At 68.8% G+C, this 24,924-nt stretch carries 22 protein-coding genes and 1 riboswitch; of the genes, 10 read left to right on the top strand and 12 right to left on the bottom strand.

The genetic code is table 11. The annotated features are described in order from the left end of the window. Positions 1-18: 18 nt before the first annotated feature. On the bottom strand, positions 19-234 hold the full coding sequence (locus ACFW9O_RS30550) for a CbtB-domain containing protein (RefSeq protein WP_351172319.1): 216 nt from the start codon (positions 232-234) through the stop codon (positions 19-21). After that, positions 217-408, bottom strand: a riboswitch (cobalamin riboswitch). It overlaps the preceding gene by 18 nt. Before the next feature lie 103 nt (positions 409-511). Between ACFW9O_RS30550 and ACFW9O_RS30545 the strand changes: the two genes are divergently transcribed. Then, positions 512-1,105 carry a histidine phosphatase family protein gene (locus ACFW9O_RS30545; RefSeq protein ID WP_384613772.1) on the top strand — a complete coding sequence of 198 codons (594 nt, stop codon included), beginning with the start codon at positions 512-514 and terminating at the stop codon, positions 1,103-1,105. On the opposite strand, the gene ACFW9O_RS30540 is transcribed toward ACFW9O_RS30545, so the two are convergent. Both ACFW9O_RS30540 and ACFW9O_RS30535 read right to left on the bottom strand, forming a co-directional pair. After that, a complete protein-coding gene (locus ACFW9O_RS30540) occupies positions 1,029-1,739 on the bottom strand; it encodes a 4'-phosphopantetheinyl transferase (RefSeq protein WP_384613771.1) in 711 nt (236 codons plus the stop codon). The genes ACFW9O_RS30545 and ACFW9O_RS30540 overlap by 77 nt on opposite strands. Next, a complete protein-coding gene (locus ACFW9O_RS30535) occupies positions 1,736-2,641 on the bottom strand; it encodes a metallophosphoesterase family protein (protein ID WP_384613769.1) in 906 nt (301 codons plus the stop codon). Before ACFW9O_RS30535 ends, ACFW9O_RS30540 begins: the two co-directional genes overlap by 4 nt. A gap of 442 nt (positions 2,642-3,083) precedes the next feature. Here ACFW9O_RS30535 and ACFW9O_RS30530 point away from each other — a divergent pair, with 442 nt between their 5' ends. The 3 genes from ACFW9O_RS30530 (at position 3,084) to ACFW9O_RS30520 (ending at position 5,458) form a co-directional block, all read left to right on the top strand. Next, the gene (locus ACFW9O_RS30530; protein ID WP_384613767.1) at positions 3,084-3,527 is read left to right on the top strand and encodes a subtilase-type protease inhibitor; all 444 of its coding nucleotides are present in this window, start codon (positions 3,084-3,086) and stop codon (positions 3,525-3,527) included. A gap of 408 nt (positions 3,528-3,935) precedes the next feature. Next, a complete protein-coding gene (locus ACFW9O_RS30525) occupies positions 3,936-4,163 on the top strand; it encodes a DUF5133 domain-containing protein (RefSeq protein ID WP_384613765.1) in 228 nt (75 codons plus the stop codon). 269 nt (positions 4,164-4,432) lie between these two features. Further along, on the top strand, positions 4,433-5,458 hold the full coding sequence (locus ACFW9O_RS30520; protein WP_384613764.1) for a glycosyl hydrolase: 1,026 nt from the start codon (positions 4,433-4,435) through the stop codon (positions 5,456-5,458). Between the two features lie 100 nt (positions 5,459-5,558). Here the strand turns inward: ACFW9O_RS30520 and ACFW9O_RS30515 are convergent, their stop codons facing one another. From ACFW9O_RS30515 to ACFW9O_RS30490, 6 genes are all read right to left on the bottom strand, one after another. Further along, a complete protein-coding gene (locus ACFW9O_RS30515) occupies positions 5,559-6,185 on the bottom strand; it encodes an alpha/beta fold hydrolase (protein WP_384613813.1) in 627 nt (208 codons plus the stop codon). 298 nt (positions 6,186-6,483) lie between these two features. Beyond that, positions 6,484-7,542 carry a LacI family DNA-binding transcriptional regulator gene (locus tag ACFW9O_RS30510; RefSeq protein WP_384613762.1) on the bottom strand — a complete coding sequence of 353 codons (1,059 nt, stop codon included), beginning with the start codon at positions 7,540-7,542 and terminating at the stop codon, positions 6,484-6,486. Continuing rightward, positions 7,535-10,009, bottom strand: a complete 2,475-nt coding sequence (locus tag ACFW9O_RS30505; RefSeq protein ID WP_384613760.1) for a glycoside hydrolase family 2 protein — start codon at positions 10,007-10,009, stop codon at positions 7,535-7,537. Before ACFW9O_RS30505 ends, ACFW9O_RS30510 begins: the two co-directional genes overlap by 8 nt. Positions 10,010-10,053: 44 nt before the next feature. Further along, positions 10,054-10,920, bottom strand: coding sequence for a carbohydrate ABC transporter permease (locus ACFW9O_RS30500; RefSeq protein WP_384613812.1), 867 nt, complete (start codon positions 10,918-10,920; stop codon positions 10,054-10,056). 8 nt (positions 10,921-10,928) lie between these two features. Further along, positions 10,929-11,894 carry a carbohydrate ABC transporter permease gene (locus ACFW9O_RS30495; protein ID WP_384613758.1) on the bottom strand — a complete coding sequence of 322 codons (966 nt, stop codon included), beginning with the start codon at positions 11,892-11,894 and terminating at the stop codon, positions 10,929-10,931. Between the two features lie 131 nt (positions 11,895-12,025). Further along, positions 12,026-13,339, bottom strand: a complete 1,314-nt coding sequence (locus ACFW9O_RS30490; protein ID WP_384613757.1) for an ABC transporter substrate-binding protein — start codon at positions 13,337-13,339, stop codon at positions 12,026-12,028. A gap of 315 nt (positions 13,340-13,654) precedes the next feature. On the opposite strand from ACFW9O_RS30490, the gene ACFW9O_RS30485 reads away from it, so the two are divergent. Further along, positions 13,655-14,656 carry an ROK family protein gene (locus tag ACFW9O_RS30485; protein WP_384613755.1) on the top strand — a complete coding sequence of 334 codons (1,002 nt, stop codon included), beginning with the start codon at positions 13,655-13,657 and terminating at the stop codon, positions 14,654-14,656. Between the two features lie 52 nt (positions 14,657-14,708). Here ACFW9O_RS30485 and ACFW9O_RS30480 read toward each other — a convergent pair whose 3' ends face one another. From ACFW9O_RS30480 to ACFW9O_RS30470, 3 genes are all read right to left on the bottom strand, one after another. After that, positions 14,709-14,981, bottom strand: a complete 273-nt coding sequence (locus ACFW9O_RS30480) for a hypothetical protein (RefSeq protein ID WP_384613754.1) — start codon at positions 14,979-14,981, stop codon at positions 14,709-14,711. 284 nt (positions 14,982-15,265) lie between these two features. Then, the gene (locus ACFW9O_RS30475; RefSeq protein WP_384613752.1) at positions 15,266-16,381 is read right to left on the bottom strand and encodes an AI-2E family transporter; all 1,116 of its coding nucleotides are present in this window, start codon (positions 16,379-16,381) and stop codon (positions 15,266-15,268) included. A gap of 67 nt (positions 16,382-16,448) precedes the next feature. Then, a complete protein-coding gene (locus ACFW9O_RS30470) occupies positions 16,449-18,299 on the bottom strand; it encodes a glycoside hydrolase family 15 protein (RefSeq protein ID WP_384613750.1) in 1,851 nt (616 codons plus the stop codon). A gap of 108 nt (positions 18,300-18,407) precedes the next feature. On the opposite strand from ACFW9O_RS30470, the gene ACFW9O_RS30465 reads away from it, so the two are divergent. The 5 genes from ACFW9O_RS30465 to ACFW9O_RS30445 all read left to right on the top strand — a co-directional run bounded on the left by ACFW9O_RS30465 (position 18,408) and on the right by ACFW9O_RS30445 (position 24,857). Further along, positions 18,408-19,010: a TetR/AcrR family transcriptional regulator gene (locus tag ACFW9O_RS30465; protein ID WP_384613749.1), complete on the top strand. Its 603-nt coding sequence runs from the start codon at positions 18,408-18,410 to the stop codon at positions 19,008-19,010. A 117-nt stretch (positions 19,011-19,127) separates the two neighbouring features. Continuing rightward, positions 19,128-20,051, top strand: coding sequence for a TauD/TfdA dioxygenase family protein (locus tag ACFW9O_RS30460; protein ID WP_384613747.1), 924 nt, complete (start codon positions 19,128-19,130; stop codon positions 20,049-20,051). A gap of 49 nt (positions 20,052-20,100) precedes the next feature. Next, positions 20,101-21,429, top strand: coding sequence for an MFS transporter (locus ACFW9O_RS30455; protein WP_384613745.1), 1,329 nt, complete (start codon positions 20,101-20,103; stop codon positions 21,427-21,429). A gap of 81 nt (positions 21,430-21,510) precedes the next feature. After that, entirely contained in the window at positions 21,511-23,220 is a 1,710-nt protein-coding gene (locus ACFW9O_RS30450; RefSeq protein ID WP_384613744.1) for an aldehyde dehydrogenase family protein, read from the top strand. A gap of 62 nt (positions 23,221-23,282) precedes the next feature. Beyond that, on the top strand, positions 23,283-24,857 hold the full coding sequence (locus tag ACFW9O_RS30445; RefSeq protein WP_384613743.1) for a long-chain fatty acid--CoA ligase: 1,575 nt from the start codon (positions 23,283-23,285) through the stop codon (positions 24,855-24,857). The last annotated feature ends 67 nt before the right edge of the window (positions 24,858-24,924 follow it).

Below are 24,924 nucleotides of genomic sequence, written 5' to 3'. Positions count from 1 at the left end.
CCCCTGATTCCCGGAATCTCAGTGGCAGGGGAATCCGAGGAGGTGGCGTCCGTCGTGGACCCACTCGTGCACGGACTCACCCGCGAAGACCGCGGTGGCGCCCTGCTCGGCTCCGACGAAGTACAGCAGGACCAGCATCAGGATGCCGAAGAAGACGGCCCAGGGGGCAATAGCCTTCAGGGAGATGGGGGTGATCGCGGGTGCGATCGCGGCTGGGGCAGCAGAATGTGCCATGGCAGAACCTCCTGTGGGAACACGCGTCCCTGTCGTGGTGCCTGAGACGAAGGTGCCGGGTCTGACTTTCCCGCAGAAGGAGCGGGTACACAGTGGCGCGACCGTGCCGGATTCTCACCGGACTTCCGTTCACACCTCGTCTTGGTTGCCGCGACCATACCGCCTGTTGCTCGGGCGCCGCCACGGTGCAACCGTCCCGGTCACGCCCCGCGGCACGGGCCGTGTTCCCATGGGGCGCCTACGCATCGGGCAGTTGTTGAAGAAGGGGAGGCGGAGCATGACGGTACGGGTGATGTTGATCTCACCGGCCATGAACGCGGCGGCGCGAGAGGCGCGCTTCGAGGGTGACGCACCGTTGGACGAGGCGGGTCTGCGCGGGGCCGAGGACGCAGCCGGTGACGTGCCGGGAGCCGACCGGTACGTGCGCGGCCCTTCGGAACGCTGTCTGCAGACCGCTCAGGCGCTCGGACTCGCCCCCGGTGCCGAACCCGCGCTCCGCGACTGGCACATGGGGCGCTGGAGCGGGCAACGTCTGTCGGACGTCAGCGCCGCCGAACCCGACGCCGTGTCCGCCTGGCTGGCCGACCCCTCGGCCGCCCCGCACGGAGGCGAGTCGCTCCTGGACCTGGCGGAGCGGGTGGGCGGTTGGCTGGAGACCCTGGCCGGGGACCGCGACGTGCGGGTCATGGCGGTGGTCGAACCCGCGGTCGTCCGCGCGGCCGTGGTCCAGGCGCTGACTCTGCCGGTACAGGCCTTCTGGCGGCTGGACGTGCCCCCGCTCGCACTCACCGAGCTCAGCGGACGGGCGGGCAGGTGGAACCTGCGGTGCGGTCGCCCTCCGGAAGCACGTGGGGCAGGGCGATCGCGGTAACCGCGAACCCGTCCTGGACCAGCCACCTTCCCTCGAACGTGCCCGGTATCCCGGGCGCCGTGCGGAACAGCTGCGCCGTGAAGGTGCCCCGGTGCCAAGCCCCTTCGCCCCGGCTGAACTCGATCTCCGCCTCGTCGAAGTCGAGCTCGATGCCGGTGAGCGGGTACCACGTCTTGAAAACACTCTCCTTGGCGCTGAAGACCAGCCGGTCCCAGTGGGGGGCCGCGCCGTCCGCGACCAGGCCGATCCGCCGCCTCTCCGAGGGGAGCGAGATGGCCTCCCACACGTCGGCCGGCAGTGCTTCGTCCGGTTCCGCGTCGATGCCCAGCGCGCGGACCTCTGACGCCCGGGCCAACGCCGCGGCTCGGTAGCCCTCGCAGTGCGTCATGCTGCCCACGACCCCCTCGGGCCACAGGGGCACCCCCCGGTGGCCGCGCAACACCGGCGCGGGAGGAAGCCCGAGGGCCGCCATGGCCCGTCTCGCGCAGCCGCGCACGGCCGCGAACTCGTGCCGGCGCCGGTCCACGCTGCGAGCGACCACCTCCGCTTCCTCGGGGTAGAGCGTCCCCACCGGAGCATCCGCCTCGAAGGTGTCCGCGCAGGCGACGTACTCGGGGAGCAGTTGCTCGATCACGCCTCCTCCCCCGGCTCGGCCGGGGGCTGTTCGCCCGTGTAGGGAAGGATCTGACGCAGCAGGCCCCGTGGGTGGCCGCGTTTGCGCCACTCCCTGGGATAACCGATCGAGACCTCCTCGAAGCGCACCCCGTCGTACCAGGTCGTACGGGGGATGTGGAGGTGCCCGTAGACGACGGCGGCGACGTTGAAGCGGCGGTGCCAGTCGGCCGTCAGTTCCGTGCCGCACCACTGGGCGAACTCCGGGTACCACATGACGGATGTGGGTTCGCGCACCAGCGGCCAGTGACCGGCGATCACCAGAGGGACGTCCGGGTCGTGCGCGGCCAGCCGCTCCTCGGTCTGCGCCACCCGCGCCCGGCACCAGTCGTCCCGGGCGGGATAGGGGTCGGGGTGGAGCAGGTACTCGTCGGTGCAGACCACTCCGGCCTCGTGCGCCTTGGCCAGGGACTCTTCCTTGGTCGTCGTTCCGGGGGCCCTGAACGTGTAGTCGTACAGCAGGAACACGGGGGCGACGGCAACCGGCCCGTCCGCTCCCTGCCACCGGGGGTACGGATCCTCCGGTGTCGTCACACCGAGCTCGCGGCACACCTGGACGAGGTGCTCGTACCGCGCCTGTCCGCGCAGTCGTACGGGATCCTTGTCCACGGTCCACAGTTCGTGGTTGCCCGGGGTCCACACCACGTGGGCGAAGCGGCCCGCCAGCATTTCCAGAGCCTGTGCGACCTCCTCGGCCTGTTCCGCCACGTCGCCCGCGACGATGAGCCAGTCGTCGTCGTGCGACGGGTGCAGTTTGTCGGCGATCGGACGGTTGTCGGTGATCCCGATGTGAAGATCGCTGACCGCCAGAAGCCGGCCCCGCCCCGGCGGCGATTGACGGGCAGGGTCGCTCAGTTGACTCATTGTTCGAATTTACCGTCCTGCTCGCTCCGCCGGGTCCCTTGCCCGCGGCGCGTCTCAGGCATGGCACAGCCCGGCGGCCGACGCGGAACGACCTTGCGAGACCGTGGCCGACTCCGGCAGGACGCCCCGAGAGCAGGTGCCTCAGGTCTTTGCCGGAAGCGTCCCATGCGCTGCTTTCCGGCCGAAGCCTGCGGTTTCATGCGAGAACCAGATCAGCGTCATCGCAGGTCAGACGATAGTTCGCGGTTGTACCACTGCAATCTGTCCACATGGCGGACACCTGGCGCGAGGCGGGCGCACCGCTTCCGAGCTGGCCGAACGGCCATTCGGTAGGCGGGCTTTCCGGAGGTTGGGCCGGAAAGAACTGATCGATGTGCACTCACTCCCCGCAGGCGCAAGACTCCCCACCGCAATCGCCACTCCACGCGAAGGAGCTTCACAGATGCGTTACAACCTCGGCAGATTCTGCGTAATCGCCACGGTCTCCACACTCGTCATGTCGGGCACGGCGGCCATGGGCGTCGCACAGAGCCGGCCCGCTCGGACGACCGGCCTCTACGCCCCGTCGGCCCTCGTCCTGTCGGTCGGCAGGGGCAGCGCCGACTCGGTCACCGTCCAGCGGGCCGTCACCCTGAGCTGCGCGCCCCGCCCGCAGGGCACTCATCCCGCACCCGCGGCGGCCTGTACCGAACTGCGCGCGGTCAACGGTGAGTTCGCCCGGCTGACCACGCCTCAGTCGCCTGGGAACTGCACGCGTCAGTGGGACCCCGTCGTCCTCGACGTGACCGGTGTGTGGCAGGGCCGCAGCGTCTCCTGGTCAGCCGGCTTCGGCAACGCGTGTGAGATGCAGGCAAGCCTGGGCGAAGGACCGGTCTTCGCTTTCTGACCGAGCCGTCCGGCACCCGCGGCCGAAGGGCCCCCGGTCGGCAGGGACGCCGACCGGCCCCCGTTCGGACCCGCGCCACGGCTGTCGCCACCGCTGACGGTCTCCGGAGCGGCACCACGCCACGGACCCGGCCGCCTGCCGTCCCGGGCAACAGGATCGGCCGGCTCCCGCGACTCGTTGCCACGACGCCGTCGCCACCTCCCCGACCCGCCGCCGGGGCAACCTCGTCGCCCCGGCGGCAGCGGCCTAAGCATCACACCGGCCGAACCCGCGCAGGCAACCGTCCCGCCACAACTACGCCCTACGGGCAGCAGCCTGACCGCACAACGGTTACGGGTGGTCTGCACAGGGAGAACTGGGGTACACGGGTCGCCGAATGACTCGTGAGCGAGCGAAACGGAGACTCCGGTGCTGATGGCCCATCCTGTGGTACTGCGGAACCTTGTCGATCAGTACGACACCCTGCGCATTCTGCGGGCAGAGAACGGCGACGCAGAGGTGCAACGACGCATGGACGACATCACCTACACGCTCTGTGTGGCCACGGGCACCCGGGACATCGACGCCGCGCTCATCGCCGCACGCCACCAGTTGCCCGGCGCGCGCCCCCAGGACGACTCCGTCCTCACCACCTGAACAGGCGGCATCTCGCAGGCGGGCCGACATGAGCAGGACCGGGCGCCGGGCCGACCGGCGCCCGGCCGGCCGATCCGGGGCGTGACCCGCCCGGTCGCGAATCGAACCGCGGCATGAAGCGCACATTGAGGACAAGTGACGAAAGCCGTGGAGTGTTTAGGAAACGTTAAGTAAATAATGTTGTCGGCAAGTAACGGAAGGCGTCGGGAACCATTGACGTGCGCCGAAGGAGCGGCCACCTTCATGGCATCAAGCAATTCCGATCCTCCGTGAAAGCCGGGATGCCCATGAGAAGAACTCAACGCTTCATCACCTCCGCGATGACTTCCGCAGCCGTCTTCACGGCAGTATTCGCCTGGCCGGCGACGGAATCTGCACAAGCGTTTCCCGCGACGCCCAAGCAGACCGTGGTGAACTATCTGCGCTCCATCTCCGGAAACAACATCGTTTCCGGGCAGCACAACAAGGAGCCGGCTTCCGCTCCCGGGCAGTACACACAACAGGTCAAGGACGTCACCGGGCAGTACCCCGGCCTGTGGGGCGGTGACCTGATGTTCAACGCCGCGGACGTGGCCAATCGCCAGCGCGTGGTGGACCAGGCGAAGACCGAGTGGGCGAACGGGTCGCTCGTCTCTCTGACCTGGCATGTCTGTCCGCCGACCGGCGGAAGCACCTGCGCGTTCGAGGGCGGCGTGAAGTCGAACCTGTCGAACGCGCAGTTCTCCCAGATCCTCACCGACGGCAGCTCGCTGAACAAGGCGTGGAAGCAGCGTCTCGACGAAGTAGTTCCGTACCTGCAACAGTTGAAGAACGCGGGAGTCCCGGTCCTTTTCCGGCCGTTCCACGAGATGAACGAATCGTGGAACTGGTGGGGGAACCGGCCGGGTTCCAACGGCAGCTCACGCCTCTTCCAGATCACGCGTGACTACCTCGCGGGAAGCAAGGGTCTGGACAATCTGATCTGGGTGTGGAACGTGCAGGACAACCCGGCCGGCGGGTGGAGCAATTACTACCCCGGAAATCAGTACGCCGACGTCGTCTCACTGGACGTCTGGTACAAGAGCCACCCGAGTGCCGCCGATTACCAGCAGATGAGAAACATTGCCGGGACGAAGCCCATGGCGATCGGTGAAATAGGCAAGATGCCGACCGCATCGATGCTGCAGAGCCAGCCGCAATGGGCGTGGTTCATGATGTGGTCCGAGCATCTGCGCGGGAACAACACCAACGCCGAAACGCAGGCGACGTACTTCCATCCCCGCGTTCTGAACCAGGGCGAGATCAGTCTCTCCTGAGCGCTACTGCCGCCGCGGACCCACGGCTCCCGATCCGGGACCGTGCCATCGGGACCCGGCGGCTGTCGCTCCCGTCCTGATCCACATCGGTGCCGGGCGGTCACAGCCATCCGCGCAACCCGTGGAGGAAGCCGACAGGATCGTCACGGTGGACGGTGTGCCCCGCACCGTCCACCGTTCGCGTGTGCCAGCCCCTGCCGCGCAGTGTCGCGGCCTCGGTCGGTGGGATCCGCTCGCTGGGGTCGGCCAGGAGAACCAGTGAGGGTGCGGCCGGGACGTCGGGCAGGCCGGGCAAGTGCCGGAGGGCGGCGACGGAATCCGGGTCCCAGGTCGCGAGGGCTTCATGCTCGGCGGTGATGTCGTCGTCGTGCCAGCGCGGGTGCGCGGCACGCAGTTCCCGCCAGGTGGCGTGCTTGACGGCGCGCAGGGCGCTCAGATCCCGCGGCCGGCTCAGCCATGCGGGGTCGCAGTGGATCGTGCGGGCGCAGCGCAGCTGAGGTACGGCGAGCAGCAGCGCGGCTGAGCCCAGTGAGTGGCCGATGGCGAGGTCCGGAGCAGGCGGCAGGGTGTCGATCAGGTCGGCGGCCAGGTCGGCGGGAGTGTAGGTGTCGGCGTGGAAGCTCGCGCCGTGGCCGCGCAGGTCGACGGCGACAACCCGGTAGCCGTGGTCGGCGATGGCTGGGGCGATCCGGACCCAGGTGCGTGAGTTCGTCATGATGCCGTGCACCAGCACTGCGGTGCGGGGGCCGTTTCCCCAGACCCAGGTGGAGAGCCTCACGAGGCCGCGCCGAAGGGGGCCCGGGCGCGGTGGAGCAGCGATCCCGTGCCGGTCACCTCACAAGGACTCCCGGTGGTCACGAACACGGCGGCGACCGTCAGGCGTGCGGCCACGGCTCTTCGGCGGTGTCCGGGCATGGCGGACCTGCCTTTCGGCTCGAAGGAGGAGTGGAAGGGAGGCGACAGGAGGTCGGCCCGGTCCGGGGAGTTGCGTATCCGGGCCGGGCCACTGGTCCAACGGTTCGCCGTCAGCCGGTGGTTTCCCGTGGTGGAGCACTGCTGCCGCGGGGCAGCAGTACGGGCGGCGCCGCCGGACCGGACGACGGGTTACGGCGCTGAACTACGTCGAACAGCCGACGGGTCACTTCGGCGCCGAAGCCGAACACGTCATGGCTCATGGCGGACAGGGTCGGGTGCGTGAGTTGGCACAGCTGCGAGTCGTCCCAAGCGATCAGGCTGATGTCCCTCGGCACGCTCAGGCCCATCTCGGCGGCCACCGACAGACCGGCGACCGCCATGATGTCGTTGTCGTAGACGATCGCCGTGGGTCGTCGTGAGGAGGCGAGCAGCGAACGGGTGGCCCGGGCGCCCTGCTCCCCGGAGTAGTCGGTGGTGACGCTGCGGGCCGGTTCCAGCCCGAGTTCCGTCACGATCGCGTTGAGTGCGGCGGTTCGGATCAGGGTGTGCCCGAGCGCCGCGTGGCCGCCCACCCGTGCTATCCGTCTGTGTCCGAGGGTGGCGAGATAGCGCACCGCCTCATGGACGGCGGCCTCGTCGTCGGTCCACACCGAGGTGAAACCGCCGGTCAGCGACGGATGTCCGACCGCGACGGCTGGTAGCCCGATGGTCGACAGCGCGGTGACCCGAGGGTCGTTCTGCTGGATGTCGACCAGGATGGAACCGGCGATGCGGCGGGCCTGCCACCATGCGCGATGGACGGCGATCTCCTGTTCGGTGTCGCGTACCAGCTGGAGCAGCAGGGAGCAGCCGTGCTCCTCCAGGATGGACTCGACCCCTGAGATGAACTCCATGTAGAACGGCTCGAGTCCGAGCTGTCGCGCGGGGCGGGCGATGACCAGGCCGATGGTGTCCGCCGCGCCGGTGACCGATCCGGACAGCTTGATCGCCGTCTGGCTCGGTACCCAGCCCAGCTCGGCGACCGCCGCCATGATGCGTGCCCGAGTGGCTTCCGAGACGCCGGGGCGGTTGTTGAAGGCCAGGGACACGGCTCCTCGGGACACGCCGGCCAGGGCCGCCACGTCGTTGATCGTGACGCGCCCCGACCGGCGTGTACGGGCATCACTCACGGCCGGCTCCACCGTTGACGCAGAACAGCGCCGCGCGAGCGGCCTCCGCGTCGGGCTGCGTCCAGCCGGTGACCTGCCAGGTGGTGCTTTCGCCGGGCAGCAGTGTCACGCGTCCGCGATCGCCGCGGGCGTCCGGGTCCAGCCGGTCGGCCTGGAGCAGCAGGTCCCGTACGAGTCCGGTGGCGGTGACCGTGACCTTCACGCCGTTCTCGCCCTCATCGGCGACGCGGACATCGTAGGAGGCGGCCGGATAGGCGAACTCGCGGTCCGTACAGGCGAAGTGGACCGCACGCAGGCCGTCCGCATCCGCGACCAGGAATTCCCGGCGCGCGTCGCCGAACTCCGTCACCGAGTCCGGCAGCCTCCCCAGGGCCACGCCGCGCTCCGTGGCCTTGAGGGCGACCTCCGCGCTTGCCAGGACGGTACCGTCCGCTCCCACCCGGCGGACGCTGACGGAGGTGCTCCAGGGTGCGGAGCCCTGATTGCAGCCCGCGATCACCAGGTCTCCCTCGCGGTCCTGGATCGTCAGCAGCCGGTCGGCGTACAGGCGGCGCATCTCGAAGTAGAGGGGCTTGAGCCGGGCGTCGCCGTCGATCGCCGCCCAGGAGGTGACCGGCCAGCAGTCGTTGAGCTGCCACAGCACCGTGCCGGCGCAGCGGGGCCAGTGGGAGCGCCAGTGCTCGACCCCGGCGGCGACGGCACGCGCCTGATTCAACTGGGTCAGGTAGTGCCAGGTGTCGAAGTCGGCGGGCGCCGCGAAGTGCGGGGCCAGCCCTCGGTTCAGCTTGCCGTTGCCGTCCTCCGCCTTCTGGTGGTGCAGCATGCCGGGGGAATCGGCGCTCAGCGGACGTTCGGACAGGGCTCGTTCCAGGGTGGCGAGCGTCGGCGGCGCCTGCCAGCCGAACTCCGCGACGAAGCGGGGCACCGTGGTGAGGTAGTCCTTGTAGTCACGGCGGTTCCACACCTCCCACGAGTGCGCGGTTCCGTGGTCGGGGTCGTTCGGCGTGTGGTCCCATGATCCCGACCACGGACTGCCTGCCCAGTACGGGCGGGTCGGGTCCGTCTGCGCGACGACGCGGGGCAGCAGGCCCAGGTAGTAGCCCTCGCCCCAGGAGTCGCCGGAGAGCGCCTGCTCCCACTCCCAGTCGGCGAAGCCCCACAGGTTCTCGTTGTTGCCGTTCCACAGGATCAGCGACGGGTGGGGCATCAGCCGGGCGACGTTCTCCCGGGCTTCGGCCTCGATCTCCGAACGCAGCGGCTGTTCCTCCGGGTAGGCGGCGCAGGCGAACAGGAAGTCCTGCCAGACCATCAGGCCCAGTTCGTCGCAGACGTCGTAGAAGGCCCGGTCCTCGTAGATTCCGCCGCCCCATACGCGTACCAGGTCGACGCCCGCCTCGGCGGCCTGGGTGAGTCGGGTGCGGTAGCGGTCGTCCGTGACCCGGGTGGGGAAGACGTCGTCAGGGATCCAGTTCACCCCGCGGGCGAAGATCGGAGTGCCGTTGACGACCAGGGTGAAGGCGCTTCCGTGTGCGTCTGCGGACGTGTCGAGCTCGATCGTGCGGAAGCCTATGCGTCGCTCCCAGGTGTCGAGGACCCGGCCGCCGTCCTGCTCCGTCAGCGCGACCGTGCACCCGTACAGCGACTGTTCGCCGTAGCCACGCGGCCACCACAGCGCCGCGTCCGGGACTCGCACGGTGAGTGTCGCGGTGTCGGCCCCGGGGGCGACGGTGACCTCCGAGGAGACGTCGCCGACAGCGGCCACCAGGCGCAGGGGCCGGTCCAGGCCGGTTGCCGTACGGTCCAGGTCGACCGTGATTTCGGCGATGCCGCTCCCGTCGCCTTCGACGGTGACCTGCGGACGTACCTCCGCCAGCCGGGCTGTGGACCACTGCTCGATTCGTGCCTCGCGCCACACGCCGGCCGTCACCAGCGTGGGGCCCCAGTCCCATCCGAACGAGCAGGCCATCTTGCGGATGTAGTTGAACGGCTCGGGGTAGGAGTTGGGCCGCGTGCCCAGGGCCGCACGGACGTCCTCGGCCTCGGTGTAGGCGGAGGTGAATACGACCTCGAGCGGAGCCGGACCGGCCTCCAGCAGATCGGTGACGTCGAACCGGTAGGAGCGGTGCATGTTCCGGGTACGCCCAAGCAGCCGGCCGGCAGCGTGGACGGCGGCGACCGTGTCCAGCCCGTCGAAGACCAGTTCGGCCCGCTCGAAGGTGTTGTCGCGCCGGGGCAGTTCGGTCGCGTAGGTCCAGTCGGCACGGCCCACCCAGGCGGCCTCCGACTCGTTGCGGTCCAGATACGGGTCGGCCAGCAGGTCCGCCGCCATCAGGTCGGTGTGGACGCAGCCGGGCACCTGTGCTGGCACGATGGTTCCGGCCAGCGCCGGGGGCGCGCCCTCGGGGGTGCCGCGGTCGGTGTTCAGGCTCAGCGTCCAGCCCTGGGACAGCGGCGTGCGGACCTTCATACGTGCTCCTTGAGATGTAGTGCGGGGTGCGACGGGCGGGCAGGTCATTTGGTGGAACCGGCCGCGAAACCGCTGTAGATGAAGCGCTGCAGCGCCAGGAAGACGACCAGGGTGGGCACGATCACGACGATCGTGCCGGCGGAGATGGTCTCCCAGTGGGCGCCGAAGGGGCCTTTGAACCGGAACAGGGCGGTGGAGATGGTGCCGAGCTCGGGGTCCGGCATGTAGAGGAAGGGAACGTAGAAGTCGTTGTAGATCGCGATGCCCTTGACGATGACGACGGTGGCGATGGCAGGTCGCAGCATCGGGAGGATGATCTTCCGGTAGATCGTCCAGGAGTTGGCGCCGTCGATGCGCGCGGCCTCGTCCAGGGAGACGGGAATGGAACGGATGAACTGCAGGAAGATGTAGATCGAGACGATGTCGGTGCCGGTGTAGAGCAAGATCGGTGCCCAGCGGCTGTTGAAGGCGCCGAGATCGTCGATCACCTGAAATGTGGCGACCTGTGTGGTCACGCCGGGCACCAGCGTGGCCAGCAGGAAGAGGCCCATCACCAGTCTCTTGAGGCGGAACTGGAAGCGGTCGATGGCATAGGCCGTCATCGAGCCGATCAGCACGGTGCCCGCAGTGGATATCACGAGGATCAGCGTCGTGTTGCCGAACGCCCGCAGCATCGCACCCTGCTCGATGGCGGTGGCGTAGTTGGCGAAGTTGAACCAGTCACCGGGCAGCGACAGCGGTCCGCTGTTCGCCACCTCCGACCCGGTCTTGAGCGAGGTCAGCACAACGACGACAAGCGGGACGAGGACCACGGCCGAAGCCAGGAGCAGTGACAGGTACTTGAGGACGACGGAAATCCTGGCCGGTACGGTGCTGTCGGCGCGGACCGGCCGCCGGGGCGGGGCGGACATGTCGGTGGTCACGAGAGCTCCACCCTCTCCTCGGGGAACAGCCGGCGCTGGACCCAGGTGATCAGCAGGATCAGGATCAGCAGCACGACGGCCGATGCCGAGGCCAGGCCGACCTTGTCGAACTGGAAGGCCAGTTTGACCGTCTGGATGACGAACGTCTCGGTGCCGTTGGCGCCACCGGTCATGATGTACGGGATCTCGAAGACGGCCAGGGAACCGGACACGGCGAGGATGAAACTCAGGCTGATGATCGGCTTGATGCTGGGCGCGATGATGTGGCGGAACTGCTGCCAGCGGTTCGCCCCGTCCAGCTCCGCCGCCTCGTACAGGTGCGGCGGAATGGACTGGATCGCACCGAGGAACAGCACCATGTTCAGACCCATGAAGCGCCAGACCGACACCCCCGCGAGCGAGGGGTTGGCCAGGTCCGGGTCGCCCAGCCACAGGTGCCCGCCCTCCGCCCCGACCAGGCGCAGCAGCGTGTCGAGGGTGCCGTCGGGCTGGAAGAAGTACAGGAACACGAATCCGACGGCCACCCCGTTGATCAGGTAGGGAAAGAACAGCAGGCCCTTGAACAGGTTGCGGTATCGGGTGTTGAAGCTGAGGACCGTGGCGAAGTACAGGGCGAGCGCGATCTGGAGGAACGACGCCACCAGGTAGAACCCGCTGACGAGGAACACCTCGAACCGCGCGGGCTGTGTCACCAGGTCGGTGTAGTTGTCCCCGCCCACGTAGGAACGCATGGGGCTGATGCCGTCCCAGTCGGTGAAGCTGTAACCGATCATGTCGGCCACCGGCAGGAACGTGAACATCAGCAGCAGCGCCAGGGGTGCGGACAGGAAGAGCCAGGGGGTCAGGGCCGCGGCACGGCGGCGGCCGGCGGCGCGCGGCCTGCCGGGGGCGGATTCGGTCGACGGTGTGCCTCGCCGGCCGACGGCCGGCCCCCGGGCACGGGTCTTGTGGGCAACGGTCATCTCATGGTTCCTCGTGGTTCCCTGTCGGGCGGAGATCGGGGCCGGGGCACGGCGAGCGGTTCACGCGGCACGCCGTCCGGGCGGGTAGGAGCACGCCTGCCTGGTCGGGGTCTCACCGTGCCGCGGCACGGTCAGCCGCCGAGGGTCTGCTGAGCCTCGGCCCACTTGCCGTTCAGCTCGCCGAAGTAGCTGTCCATGTCCCCGTCGGCCGCGCCCCGTGCGATGTCGACCAGCTTCTGCCGGTAGCCCTGCGCGGTGATGCCGATCTCGGACGCCTTGTCGACCTTGTTGACCTCGACGATGCTCTCCTGGCTCTGCGGGATCATCATGACATCGTTGTCGGAGAACGTCTTGAGTGTGTCCGGCAGCGGAGCGCCCTTGACCGAGGAGATGGACCCTTCGCCGGCGGCCTGGCCCGACTTGGTGATGAACCAGTCGAGCCACGCCCGGGCCGCCTCCTTGTTGTCGGAGTGCGTGTTGACCGCGTACTGGTAGTCAGGACGCAGTACGGAGCAGAACGTTCCGTCGCGCTGCGCCGGGAACGGCATGAACGCGATGTCGTCGGGGTTCTTCCCGGCGGCCTCCGCACCGGCCCGCATCTGGGAGATCGCCCAGGACCCCAGCCACATCGACGCGACCTTGCCGGATCCGATCTGCGCCTTGGAGTCTTCCCAGTTGGTCGTGGTCGGGTCGGGCTCGGCCAGCTTCTTCTCGACGATCTCGTAGAGGAGCTTGTCGATCGCGTAGAGGTCGGATCCACTGTTCCAGGGCTTCTTGGTCCTCGCCAGGGAGTCGTAGGCCCCGGAGTCACAGGAGGGTGAGCCGATGGCGTTCGTCCAGTTGGTGAGCGGCCACCCGTCCTTGTAGTTCGTGTAGTACGGGACGGCGTCCGTCTTCGCCTTGATCGTCGCCAGGTCCGCGACGAACTCCTCGGGCGTCGTGGGCCAGTCCTTGACGCCGGCCTTCTCCCAGACCGCCTTGTTGTAGACGAACCCGTTGGCCACCCCGATGTTGGCCAGGCCGTAGACCATGCCGTCCACCGTGGCGTGGTCGGTGTAGTCGAACTTCGCCGACAGGGCGACGGAACCGCCGAGCGGAGCGAAGAAGTTGGGGTACTGCGCGACGGAAAGGGAGTTGGGGATCAGGAGGACATCACCGTAGTTCTCGGTGTTCATCCGGATCTTGGTCTCGCCCTCGTAGTCGGTCAGGCCCTCGAACTTGACCTTCACGCCCGGGTAGAGCTTGTTGAACGCGGCCGCGTACTTCTTCAACGAGCCGTCAGCGATCTGGTCCGTCCTGTTGGTCAGGACCGTGATGCTGCCCGACACCTTCGCGGGATCGCTCGGTGGAGCCGCGATCTCACCGTTCGGCGCGTCCCCCTGACCACTACATGCTGTGACAGCGACCAAAGTCGCAGCCACCAGAACAACGCACAATCTGCGCATTTCATCCACCCCTCGCTGAACAGCTCTCGGTGTCACGCCCAGGGGGGTGCCGAATCGGCTCCCGCTGTCCCGGCCTGATGAGCGCTCAACGTAGGGGTAACGCGGCGGCAATGTCCATAGACCGGTCCACCTGAATCTGACGCCTTTGCAGGCCTCTGAACAGCGACTTTACTAAACGTTGGCTAAATCGATCGCAACTTGAACACGCTTCTCGAAGAGGGTTCGGCAGGTGCTGGATAACGTTGTCAGACGGTGGTCGGATGTGGTGTCCTCAACCGGACCACGCATGCCACTCCGATCCAGAGGGTCATCACCATGAGTAGTCATCGGTCGGTAGTTCACTCCCCGGAAAGCGGCCTGATCGCCGCCCTCGACATCGGCGGAACCAAGATCGCGGGTGCCCTGGTCGACCGGGACGGCGTCCTGCTCCACCGCGCGCGCCGCCCCACTCCGGCGAAGGAATCCGCTGACGCCCTCCTCGACGCGGTGTACGAGGTGGTGAGCGCCCTGGCCGCCCACCCCCTCTGGGGACGCGTACGCGCAGTGGGCATCGGCAGCGCCGGCCCCATCGACCTGACACACGGAACTGTGAGCCCCGTCAACATCCCCACCTGGAGGAACTATCCCCTCATCGAGTACGTCGGAAGGCATCCGGCTCTCTCCCATCGGCAGGTCATGCTGGCAGGCGACGCCGTGGCCATGAGCGCGGCCGAGCACCGCCATGGCGCGGCACGCGGACACAGGAACGCACTGTGCCTCGTGGTGTCCACCGGTGTGGGCGCGGGCCTGGTTCTCAACGGCGGCGTGCACCACGGGATCACCGGCAATGCCGGCCATCTCGGGCACATCAGCATCGACTTCGACGGTGACCCTTGTCCGTGCGGCGCGAGGGGTTGTCTGGAGACCATCGCCAGCGGTACCGCCATCAGCCGGCACGCCCTTGCCCTCGGCTGGCAACCGCCACTGACAGGGAACGCAGACGCAACGGCGGTCGCGGCGGCGGCTCGAGACGGGGAACCGGCTGCTCTCGCCGCGTTCGACCGGGCGGCCCGCGCACTGGCGGCGGGTATAGCCGCCACGGCCGCGCTGGTCGAGATCGACATTGCTGTGGTCGGCGGCGGTGTGGCTCAGTCCGGCAGGGTGCTCTTCGAACCGCTCGCTCGCCACCTGCGGCGCTACGCGGCCCTGCCGTTCCTGCGGGAGCTACGCGCCGTTCCGGCTCAACTGGGGCCCGACGCCGGTCTTGTCGGCGCCGCGGTGCTGGCGGCAGCCGAAGTGCCGGCCGTTACGACAGTGCTTGTCGACGGTGGCCGGTAGCTACCGTGTCGGTAGTTCTCCTGCCCCTTTTCCCGCGAACGCGGTTCACGCGTCACCCCGTCGACTCGTCCGGGGTGGGGTGTTCCGGGTGGACCCCGGCGTTGCGGGCGGCGCTTCGGCCCGAGCCGGCTTCGTCGGGGTCGGGCTTCTCGTCGTCGGGCTCGGCGTCCGGTGCCGCTTCAGGACGTTCGGCACCCGGCGGGAGTATCACGTCGAGCGCGTCCTCGCCGTCCTGGACCTGCTGGTCGGGCATGTCAGCGGGGATCGGGGGCGGGCTGCCCTCCGCCCCGGTGTAGGCCGTTCCCTTGGGCCTGCGGTCGGTCATGTCGTTGCTCCTGTCGGTGCAGGCCCGTCCTGGTGCGGGTGGGCCGGTGTCGCACCTCGCGTACCCCCTGCGCCCCGGACGACGCGTGCCCCTCGTCACCACCGCAACGCCGGGCATCGTCCCCTGTGCACCCTCACCGCCCTGCCGCGAAGGAGAGCTGCCGAAATCCAAGGCCGTCCGAACCGATCCGGAGATCAGTCACCGGACAACCCTTGGATCCACGGCCCTCAAGGCCGGAGGGCGGCCTCCCGACGGCCCCGAGCGCGCCAAGCAGGCGGGAGGCTCTACACCTGCAAGCCTGCGGCACTCGGTGTCACCTGGGATTCCGGCTCCTGCTGCGGAACGCTGAGCTGCTCGCGCAGGTAGTTCCAGACCACCGCGATCAGTGCAGCGGTGGGTACGGCGAGCAGACTGCCCACGATGCCGGCGAGGCTGCCGCCCAGTGTCACCGCCAGCAGGACCACCGCAGCATGCAGGCCGAGTCCGCGACTCTGGATCATGGGCTGGAACACGTTGCCCTCAAGTTGTTGCACCACGACGATGATCGCCAGCACGATCAGCGCGTCGGTCAACCCGTTCGAGACCAGGGCGATGAGCACCGCGACGAAGCCGGCGAACAGGGCGCCCACGATCGGCACGAACGCGGAGACGAAGGTCAGGACCGCGAGAGGCAGCACCAGCGGCACTCCCACGATCCACAGGCCGATGCCGATGAGGACCGCGTCGAGCAGGCCGACGTACGCCTGGGAGCGCACGAACTCACCCAGTGTCCGCCAACCACGCTCCGCCACGGTCGGAACATCGGTGGCGAGCCGGCCGGGCAGCTGACGGGCGAGCCACGGCAGGAACCGGGGGCCGTCCTTGAGCATGAAGAACATCAGGAAGACCGCCAGGACAGCGGTGACCACGCCGTTGACCACAGTGCTCACGCCGGTGACGACGGTGGTGACCATGCTGCCGATGCTGTCCTGGATGCGGGCGGCCGCGGAATCCGACGCACCGGCGATCTGGTCGTCACCGATGTTGAGAGGCGGTCCGGAAGCCCACTCGCGCAGCTTCTGGATGCCTTCGACCACGCCGTCGGCCAGCTCACCGGACTGGGAGGCGACCGGCACCGCGATCAGCGCCGCGACCCCTGCGGCCACCAGGAGGAACAGCACGGTCACCACAGAAGCGGCGAGGGCCGGTGGCCACCCGCGTCGGCGCAGGTAACGCGCCAGGGGCCAGGTCAGAGTGGTGAGCAGCAGGCCGACTATGAGCGGCCAGATGACCGACCACATACGGCCCAGTGTCCACACCACCACCGCGGCCATGACGAGGACGATCAGCAACTCGCCCGATACACGCGCCGAAACGCGGAGCGCGGCGCGGGATTTGGTGGAGCTCAACGTGGCAGACATGCGAGCCACCCTATGGGCCCACCGCTCCCTGTCTGGATCGAGCCCTCCCTCCAGGGGCGACGTGAAGCTACGCCCCGCCCTTGCGCTCCCCGTTGAGCCTCGCGTCCAGGGTGATCGCCGCGTCGATCAGGGCCAAGTGTGTGAAGGCCTGCGGGAAGTTGCCCAACTGCCGTCCTGTCAGGCCGATCTCCTCGGAGTACAGACCCAGGTGATTGGCGTAGGTGAGCATCTTCTCGAGCACCAGCCTGGCCTGGTCGGTGCGTCCCGCGCGCGCCAGGGCGTCGACGTACATGAACGTGCACAGGGAGAAGGTTCCCTCGGAGCCGCGCAACCCGTCAGGTGACGCCTCGGGGTTGTAGCGGTAGACGAGGCTGTCGCTGACCAGCTCACTCTCCATGGCGTCCAGCGTGGACTTCCACATCGGATCGTCCGGCGTGATGAAGCCGACCGTCGGCATGCGCAGCAGCGACGAGTCGAGCACGTTGTCGCCGTAGTGCTGTACGAAAGCCTGCTTCTTCGGGTCCCATCCCCGGCTGAGGACCTGCGCGTAGATCTCGTCGCGCGCGTCCACCCAGCGTCCGCGGGCCGCGGGGCGGCCGTCGTCGGTGGCGATCCGGACGGCCCGGTCGAAGGCCACCCAGGACATCACGCGTCCGTAGGTGAAGTCCTTCTGGCCGCCACGGGTCTCCCACAGTCCTTCGCCGGGCTGGTCCCAGTGGTCGACCAGCCAGTCGAGAAGGGTGTGCAGCGCGGTCCAGCCCCCGTGGTCGAGGTGCATGCCGTGCTGGTGCGCGAAGTAGATGCTGTCGAGCGCCTCACCGTAGATGTCCAGTTGCCGCTGGGTCGCCGCTCCGTTGCCGATGCGGACCGGGGCGGAACCGCGGTATCCCTCCCAGTGGTCGAGGGTCTCCTCGACCATGTCGGAGGAGCCGTCGACGCGGTACATGATGTTCAGGGGCCCGGTGCTGCCTTCGCCTTCACCGGCCTTTTCCTTCACGCGTTCGTGCAGCCAGCCGATGAACGCAGCCGCCTCTTCCTTGAACCCCATGCCCAGCAGGGCGTACACGGAGAAGGACGCGTCGCGGATCCAGGTGAACCGGTAGTCCCAGTTGCGCTCTCCACCCAGTTGCTCGGGCAGAGCCGCCGTGGGGGCGGCGACCAGGGCGCCGGTCGGTGCGTAGGTCATGAGCTTCAGCGCCACGGCCGAACGCTCCACCGCCTCCCGCCAACGGCCCGAGTAGGTGGACTGACCCAGCCACGAGCGCCAGAACTGGACGGTCTCGTCGAAGAGTTGCTCGAACTCCTCCATTCGGACCTCGTGCGGCGGCCCGCCAGGTGACGATTCCATGACCAGTCCGCGCTGCTGGCCTGCCTGCAGAGTCAGGCTGAAGCGCAGGTCGTTGTCATTCTGGTGAATGGTCAGCAGGCGCTCGTCCCCCGGCTCACGGACGGCGTGGATGGCGAGGTCCATGTCCTGCGAAGTGAACACGGCTCCGTGCTCCGTGAGGTGCAACTCGTGCGGCTTGCGGCCGTAGTCGAAGCGCGGAGCGACCTCCCCCTCGAAGGTCATGCTGCCCCGGACGCACCGCAGCATGCGGACCAGACGGTGCCGGTCGGTCGCGGTCGCGCCGGTGATCGGCATGAAGTCGACCACCTCGCCGGCCCCGGCTTCGGTCATGAAACGCGTGACCAGCACGGCGGTGTCCGGGTGGTAGAGCTGCTTGGTGGTGTAGGTGTCCGCGGCCGGCCCGACGGTGAAGTGGCCGCCCTTCCGCCGGTCGAGCAGAGCACCGAAGATGCTGGGCGAATCGAAGCGCGGACAGCAGAACCAGTCGATCGTCGCATCGGTGGTCACGAGAGCCGCGGTCTGCAGATCACCGATCAGGCCATGGTTCTCGATGAGGGGGTATTCATCCATCTTCATGCCCCTTTCGACCCCGGTTGGCAAGCCTAGGTCAACACGGCCGCCCCGTCCTGGCGAGGATGCGACGCGAGGTGGCGGCGGCGGAGACCGTAGTCTCTGCGCATGGCGAGTACGCAGGCGGACGGGGCCGTACGAGGGCCTGGCAGACCGCGCGAGGAGCGGGTCACCGGAGCCGTTCTCAACGCTGTCGTGGACCTGGTCACCGAGCAGGGGATCGCGGCGGTCACGATGGACACCGTCGCGGCGCGGGCCGGGGTGAGCAAGCCCGCCATCTACCGTCGGTGGCCGACCAAGCAGGATTTGATCATCGCCGCCGCGGAAACCCGCATCGGCACCCTGTCGGTGCCCGACCTGGGCGACTTCCGTGCCGAGCTCCGCTTCGTACTCACCGCTCGCCTGGAGGCTTACCGGCTGCCGGGTTCGGACCGGCTGATCGCAGGTCTCATCGGGGCGTCCGCCGACGCGGGCGCGGCGCGGGGCCAGTACGCGGAGTACACCGAGCGGATCACGAGCGAGACGAGGCGCATCCTCGAGCGAGGGATCGACCGCGGCGACGTGGACCCGGACACCGATGTCCGGGCCGCGGCCACCTTGGTGGCCGCGCCGCTGGTCTTCCGGCTGATCGGTGAGCTGGAGATGCCCGACGCCCGCTTCGTGGACTCCCTGGTCGACCTCGTCGCCAAGGCGGTCGGCACGGCCGGCTGACGGCTCCCGGCCTCGGCTTCCGGCTTTTCGTTTTCATGCCGCAAGGACCCTTGCTTCCCCACGCCCCAATAACGATACTCCCCGTAACGATATTCAGGCCGCCACCGTGGAGAACTCATGGACAGCGTCGTCACCACTCCCGTCCCCGCACTCGACAAGCCGCTGATGCACTACGGGAAGCGCACGCTCGACCGCGTCGCGCCGGGCTCGGAGCAGCCCGCCTACCGGCTTCTGGACGTCTGCCCCCTCACCCCGCACATCGGCGCCGAGGTCGAGGGCGTCGATCTCTCGCGCCCGATCGGCGAGGACCTCGCGGAGGAGATCCGGCAGGCCCTGCTGGAGTGGAAGGTGCTCTTCTTCCGCGACCAGCACGCCTTCGACCCGCAGTCCCAGCTCGCGTTCTCCGCCCTCTGGGGCGAGCCGGAAGCCAACCCCTTCTTCCCCAAGGGAGACACCGTCGGCGTCTCCCGTCTGGCGAAGGACGCGATGGCTGTCGGTACGGAGAACATCTGGCACAGCGACCACTCGTTCATGGCCGCGCCCGCGCTGGGCTCCGTGCTGCGCGCCGTCGAGGTCCCGGCCGCCGGCGGCGACACGATGTGGGCGGACATGGCGGCCGCGTACGACAACCTCACCGAGTCCATGAAGGCCCGGATCGAGAGCCTCACCGCCGTGCACGACTGGGTGCCGAGCTGGGGCGCGCTGATGACCGAGGCCCAGGTCGCGGTGCACCGGGCGAACCTGCCGGCCGTCGAGCACCCGGTGGTCGTCCGCCACCCGCGCACCGGACGCAAGCTGCTCTACGTCAACGAGCCCTTCACCACCCGAATCGTCGGCCTGTCGGACGTGGAGAGCCGTGAGCTGCTCGACGAGCTCGTCCTCCAGGCCCGTATCCCCGAGTACCAGGTGCGCTTCCGCTGGCAGCCGGGCTCCGTCGCCATCTGGGACAACATCGCCACCCAGCACTACGCGATCAGCGACTACTACCCGCGGCGCCGGGTCATGGAGCGCATCGCCATCGCGGGCGTCCCGCTCTCCTGAACCACCGCCCGGCCCTCCTCCCTCCCCATCCAGTCTCCGCGGAGCCCTTGTGACCGACACCGATGTCGCACCCGCTGTGCCCGCCGGCCCCTCGAAGGCGCCGAGCAGTACGAGACGCCGAGCGTGGATCGTCACCGCGCTGCTCGTCGTCTTCATGATGATCAACTTCGCCGACAAGTCCGTACTCGGTCTTGCCGCGGAGGAGATCCGCCAGGACCTCGACCTGTCCGCATCGGCCTTCGGACTCGCCAGCAGCGCCTTCTTCCTGCTGTTCTCGATCTCCGGTGCCGCGGTGGGTCTGCTCGCGGACCGCGTAAGGCCCAAGTGGCTGATCCTGGCGATGGCCGTGCTCTGGTCCGTCTCCCAGGCACCGATGGCGGTGGGTGGAGGGCTCGCGGTGCTCATCACCTCGCGTGTTCTGCTCGGCGCCGCCGAGGGGCCCGCCTTCCCCGTCGCCCAGCAGGCCACGCTGTCCTGGTTCCCCAACCACCGGCGCAACCTGCCCGGGGCGTTGATCGTCCTCGGGATCACGCTGGGGGTCCTGGTCGCCGCTCCCGTACTGACGTGGGTGATCCAGAACCACGGCTGGCGCTCGGCCGTCGCCGTCGTGGCGCTCGCCGGTGTCGTGTGGGCACTGCTGTGGATCCCCTTCGGCGGGGAGGGACCGTACGCGGTCGCCTCGGACACCGGCCGGGAGAGGGGCGACAAGGCGGTGACGGAAGCCGGGCCGGGTCCGGACCGGCCCAGGATGCCGTACCGGCGGATCCTCGCGACCCGTACCTGGATCGGCGCCACGACCGCCTACTTCGGGACCTACTGGGTCATCGCCTTCGCCCTGGTCTGGCTTCCCTCCTACCTCCAGGACGCGCTGGGCTACAGCTCGGCCGGGTCCACGCAGGTCGTGATGCTGGTCTGGGGTCTGGGCGGGGTCGTGGTACTCGGTCAGGCCGGCCTGACCGGATGGCTGCTGCGCCGCGGGACCGCGAGCCGGTGGGCGCGTGGCGGGGTCGGCGGCGTTCTCCTGCTCATCGGCGCGGTTGCATGCCTCGCCCTTCCGGTGGCCCCGGCCGGCGCCGTGACCGCCGTGCTCCTTGTCGCGGGATTCGGGCTGGCCGGAGCGATGAGCAGCGTCGCCGTCACCACCGTCACGGAACTGGCTCCGGCCGACCGTCGCGGCGGCGCGCTGGGCATCATGAACGCCGTGGTGACCACCGCGGGTCTGATCGCCCCGACGCTGATCGGACGTCTCGTGGACACCCACGGTACGGAGGGTTACACGTACGCGGTCCTGATCACCGGCGCCGTGCTCCTGCTGAGCGGAGTCGCCGCCCTCACACTCATCGACCCGGACCGCGACGCCCGCCGGCTGTCCGTGTGACCACACGCGTGGGCCTGCTCCTCGCACTGCGCACGGGCAGGCCCGCGCCTCCCACTCCCCCACCTTCCGCAAGGAACGACGTTGAACACAAGCGCCCTCGACACCTCCTTCCTCGACCGCACGGTGGCCCACGTACGCGGCAACGCCGAGTCCTGGTCAAGCACCCCGCTCACCGAACGCATCGCCCTCCTGGAGAGGCTGCAGCCCCGCATCACCGCGCGTGCGGCCGAGATGGCCGGCGCGGGCGCCCGTGCGAAGGGGTACGGACCGGACTCCCCCTGGGCGGCGGAGGACTGGATCGGCGGCCCTTGGGCCCTGGCCCAGAACACCGCGGCGTATCTCCACGTCCTTCGACGGATCGCCGCGGGCAGGGACCCGCTGGGCGACAGGACGGTGCACGAGGAGAACGGCCGCACCCGCGTGAACGTCTTCCCCGCCACCGGGTGGGACTCCCTGCTGCTCAACGGCTTCAAGGCCGAGGTGTGGATGCGCCCCGGCGTCACCGCGGAGCAGGCGCGGGCCTGCGCGGCGGGCGAGTACCGGGGCAGGCGGGGGGACCCCTCCCTGGCCCTGGTGCTCGGCGCCGGCAACGTCGCCGCGATCACCGCGCTGGACATCCTGCACAAGCTCTACGCCGAGGGCCAGGTCGTCATCGCCAAGATGAACCCGGTCAACGCCTATCTGCGCCCCCACTTCGCGTACGTGTTCGCCGAGTTCGTCGAACGGGGCTGGCTGGCCTTCGTCGACGGCGGCGCGGCCGAGGGCGGCTATCTTTCCCTCCACGAGGGCGTCGACGCCATTCATGTCACCGGCAGCGACCGCACCCACGACGCCATCGTCTGGGGCACCGACGAAGACGCCGAAGAACGCCGCCGTGACGACCTCCCGTTGATCACCAAGCCCTTCAGCAGTGAACTGGGCGGCGTGAGTCCCTGCATCGTGGTGCCGGGGCCATGGAGCGACGCCGACTTCCGCTTCCAGGCCGAACACATCGTCACCAGCAAGATGAACAACTCCGGCCACAACTGCATCGCCAGCCAGATCCTGGTCCTGCCGCGTGACTGGGACGGCACCGAGCGGTTGCTCGACGAGATACGGCGAGTGCTGCGCGATCTGCCGCCTCGCGCCGACTACTACCCCGGCGCCGCCGACCGTCTGGCCTCCGTACAAGCGTCCCATCCGACGGCGGAGGCACACGGCGGCGACGGCAGTCGACTGCTGGTACCCGACATCACCGACCACGACGACCCGCTCGTCACCGACGAGGTCTTCGGCAGCGCCCTGGGCGTCGTGCGCCTGCCCGGCACGGCTCCGGCCGAATTCCTCCGGCACGCCGTCGACTTCGCCAACACCACCCTGCCCGGCACTCTCGGCGCGACCCTGATCGTCCACCCGAGGACCGAGAAGGCCGCCCCGGAAGCCGTGCGCGCCGCCGTCGCCGAACTGCGCTACGGCACCCTGGGCATCAACTGCTGGTCGGCCGTCGGCTTCCTCCTCGGCTTCACCCCGTGGGGTGCCTTCCCCGGCCACACCCGCCAGAACATCGGCAGCGGCATCGGCTTCGTGCACAACGCGTTCATGCTCGAAGACATCGAGAAGACCGTACTGCGGGCCCCGTTCACTCCGGCCCCGCGTGGTCTCGTCACGGGCGACCCGTCGCTGTCCCCGCGCCCCCCGTACTTCGTCACCCACCGCACGGCGCTGACCACGGTGGAGCGCCTCACCCGATTCACGACGGCACCGAGTCCGACGAAGCTGCCCGCACTCTTCGCTGCCGCGTTGCGGGGCTGACAGCCGGCCCCCGGCGACCCATACATCCGCCATGCCCCAGAGACATCCCCTACGGAGACCTCATGCTCAATCTCGCCACCCTGCTGGAGACCGGCGCCCGTACCGTGCCCGACCGTACGGCGGTCGTGCTGGGCGTACAGCGACTGACCTACGCGGAGTTGGACGCGGCCGCCGGCCGCGTGGCCAACCTGCTGAACTCGCGCGGTATCGGGCCGGGGGACAAGGTCGCCCTGTCCTGCCCGAACCTGCCGTGGTTCCCGATCGTCTACTACGGCATCCTCAAGGCCGGCGCGGTGGTCGTCCCGCTCAACGTGCTACTCAAGGGCCGCGAGATCGCCTACCACCTGGCCGACTCCGAGGCCAAGGCCTACTTCTGCTTCGAGGGCGGTGCGGATCTTCCGATGGGCCAGGAGGGCTGGTCCGGCTTCAGCGGAACTCCGGGCTGTGACAACTTCTTCCTGATGACCGCCATCCCCACCGAGGACTCGCCGGTCGCGGGCGCCGAGACCCTGACCGCGGCGCTGGCAGGCATGGGCGCGGACTTCGAGACGGTGGCGACGGAGCCCGGTGACACGGCCGTCATCCTGTACACCTCCGGCACCACGGGCACGCCCAAGGGCGCTGAGCTCAGCCACTCCAACGTGATGCTCAACGTGCTGACCTGCCACAAGCTGTTCGGCGAGGTCGAGCACGACGTACACCTGGTCACCCTCCCGCTCTTCCACTCCTTCGGCCAGGTCGTACAGCTGAACGCCGGTATCGCCTCGCAGGCGACGCTGGTGCTGATGCCACGCTTCGACGCCCCGGCCGCCCTGGCCCTGATGCAGCGTCATGCGGTGACCTTCTTCGCGGGTGTCCCCACGATGTACTGGGCCCTTCTCGAAGCCGAAGCGCCCGACGTGGACCCGTCGCGGATCGCCGCGAACCTGCGGATGGCCGGGTCGGGGGGCTCCGCGCTGCCGGTCGAGATCCACCGCCGGTTCAGCGAGCGCTTCGGGGTGACGATCATGGAGGGGTACGGCCTCTCGGAGACGAGCCCGGTGGCCACCTTCGCCCCGCGCGGGGAGAAGGCGCGCCCGGGCTCCATCGGGCGCCCGGTCTGGGGCGTGGAGGTGGACCTGGTCGACAAGGACTGGGCACCGGTACAGGGGGCCGACGCGATCGGCGAGATCGTCATCCGCGGCCACAACGTCATGAAGGGCTACCACAACCGGCCCGAGGCGACCGCCGAGGTGATGCGCAACGGCTGGTTCCGTACCGGTGACCTCGCCCGCCGCGACTCCGACGGATGGTTCTACATCGTGGACCGGGCCAAGGACATGATCCTCCGCGGTGGCTTCAACGTGTATCCGCGGGAGATCGAGGAAGTACTGCTCACCCACCCGTCCGTGAGCATGGCGGCCGTCATCGGTGTGCCGCACGACCGCCACGGCGAGGAGGTCAAGGCATGCGTGGTACGCGCCCCTGGAGCGACGCTCGCCGAGGAGGAGCTGATCGCCTGGTGCAAGGAGCAGATGGCCGGCTACAAGTACCCCCGCATCGTGGAGTTCCGGGCGGCCCTGCCCACCAATGCCACCGGCAAGATCCTCAAGCGCGAGCTCAGGGACGCGGACGGACACGCGGCCGAGGGCCGGTGAGGACGCTGTCCGGCAGCTTCGACTGCCACGACTGCCTCGACTGCGAGCCCTCCACCTGACGAAGGGG

The organism is Streptomyces sp. NPDC059499 (genome assembly GCF_042749285.1).
In the GTDB taxonomy this organism is placed as follows: Bacteria; Actinomycetota; Actinomycetes; order Streptomycetales; family Streptomycetaceae; genus Streptomyces.
Note: the sequence above shows the minus strand (reverse complement) of the source record. Positions and strands in the feature narration are given on the sequence as shown.

What these genes read in the sequence shown, in the direction of transcription:
- ACFW9O_RS30550 (WP_351172319.1), bottom strand. Translation starts at nt 234, where the DNA reads ATGGCACATTCTGCTGCCCCAGCCGCGATCGCACCCGCGATCACCCCC.
- ACFW9O_RS30545 (WP_384613772.1), top strand. Translation starts at nt 512, where the DNA reads ATGACGGTACGGGTGATGTTGATCTCACCGGCCATGAACGCGGCGGCG.
- ACFW9O_RS30535 (WP_384613769.1), bottom strand. Translation starts at nt 2,641, where the DNA reads ATGAGTCAACTGAGCGACCCTGCCCGTCAATCGCCGCCGGGGCGGGGC.
- ACFW9O_RS30530 (WP_384613767.1), top strand. Translation starts at nt 3,084, where the DNA reads ATGCGTTACAACCTCGGCAGATTCTGCGTAATCGCCACGGTCTCCACA.
- ACFW9O_RS30505 (WP_384613760.1), bottom strand. Translation starts at nt 10,009, where the DNA reads ATGAAGGTCCGCACGCCGCTGTCCCAGGGCTGGACGCTGAGCCTGAAC.
- ACFW9O_RS30500 (WP_384613812.1), bottom strand. Translation starts at nt 10,920, where the DNA reads ATGTCCGCCCCGCCCCGGCGGCCGGTCCGCGCCGACAGCACCGTACCG.
- ACFW9O_RS30495 (WP_384613758.1), bottom strand. Translation starts at nt 11,894, where the DNA reads ATGACCGTTGCCCACAAGACCCGTGCCCGGGGGCCGGCCGTCGGCCGG.
- ACFW9O_RS30490 (WP_384613757.1), bottom strand. Translation starts at nt 13,339, where the DNA reads ATGCGCAGATTGTGCGTTGTTCTGGTGGCTGCGACTTTGGTCGCTGTC.
- ACFW9O_RS30485 (WP_384613755.1), top strand. Translation starts at nt 13,655, where the DNA reads ATGAGTAGTCATCGGTCGGTAGTTCACTCCCCGGAAAGCGGCCTGATC.
- ACFW9O_RS30480 (WP_384613754.1), bottom strand. Translation starts at nt 14,981, where the DNA reads ATGACCGACCGCAGGCCCAAGGGAACGGCCTACACCGGGGCGGAGGGC.
- ACFW9O_RS30475 (WP_384613752.1), bottom strand. Translation starts at nt 16,381, where the DNA reads ATGTCTGCCACGTTGAGCTCCACCAAATCCCGCGCCGCGCTCCGCGTT.
- ACFW9O_RS30470 (WP_384613750.1), bottom strand. Translation starts at nt 18,299, where the DNA reads ATGGATGAATACCCCCTCATCGAGAACCATGGCCTGATCGGTGATCTG.
- ACFW9O_RS30465 (WP_384613749.1), top strand. Translation starts at nt 18,408, where the DNA reads ATGGCGAGTACGCAGGCGGACGGGGCCGTACGAGGGCCTGGCAGACCG.
- ACFW9O_RS30460 (WP_384613747.1), top strand. Translation starts at nt 19,128, where the DNA reads ATGGACAGCGTCGTCACCACTCCCGTCCCCGCACTCGACAAGCCGCTG.
- ACFW9O_RS30445 (WP_384613743.1), top strand. Translation starts at nt 23,283, where the DNA reads ATGCTCAATCTCGCCACCCTGCTGGAGACCGGCGCCCGTACCGTGCCC.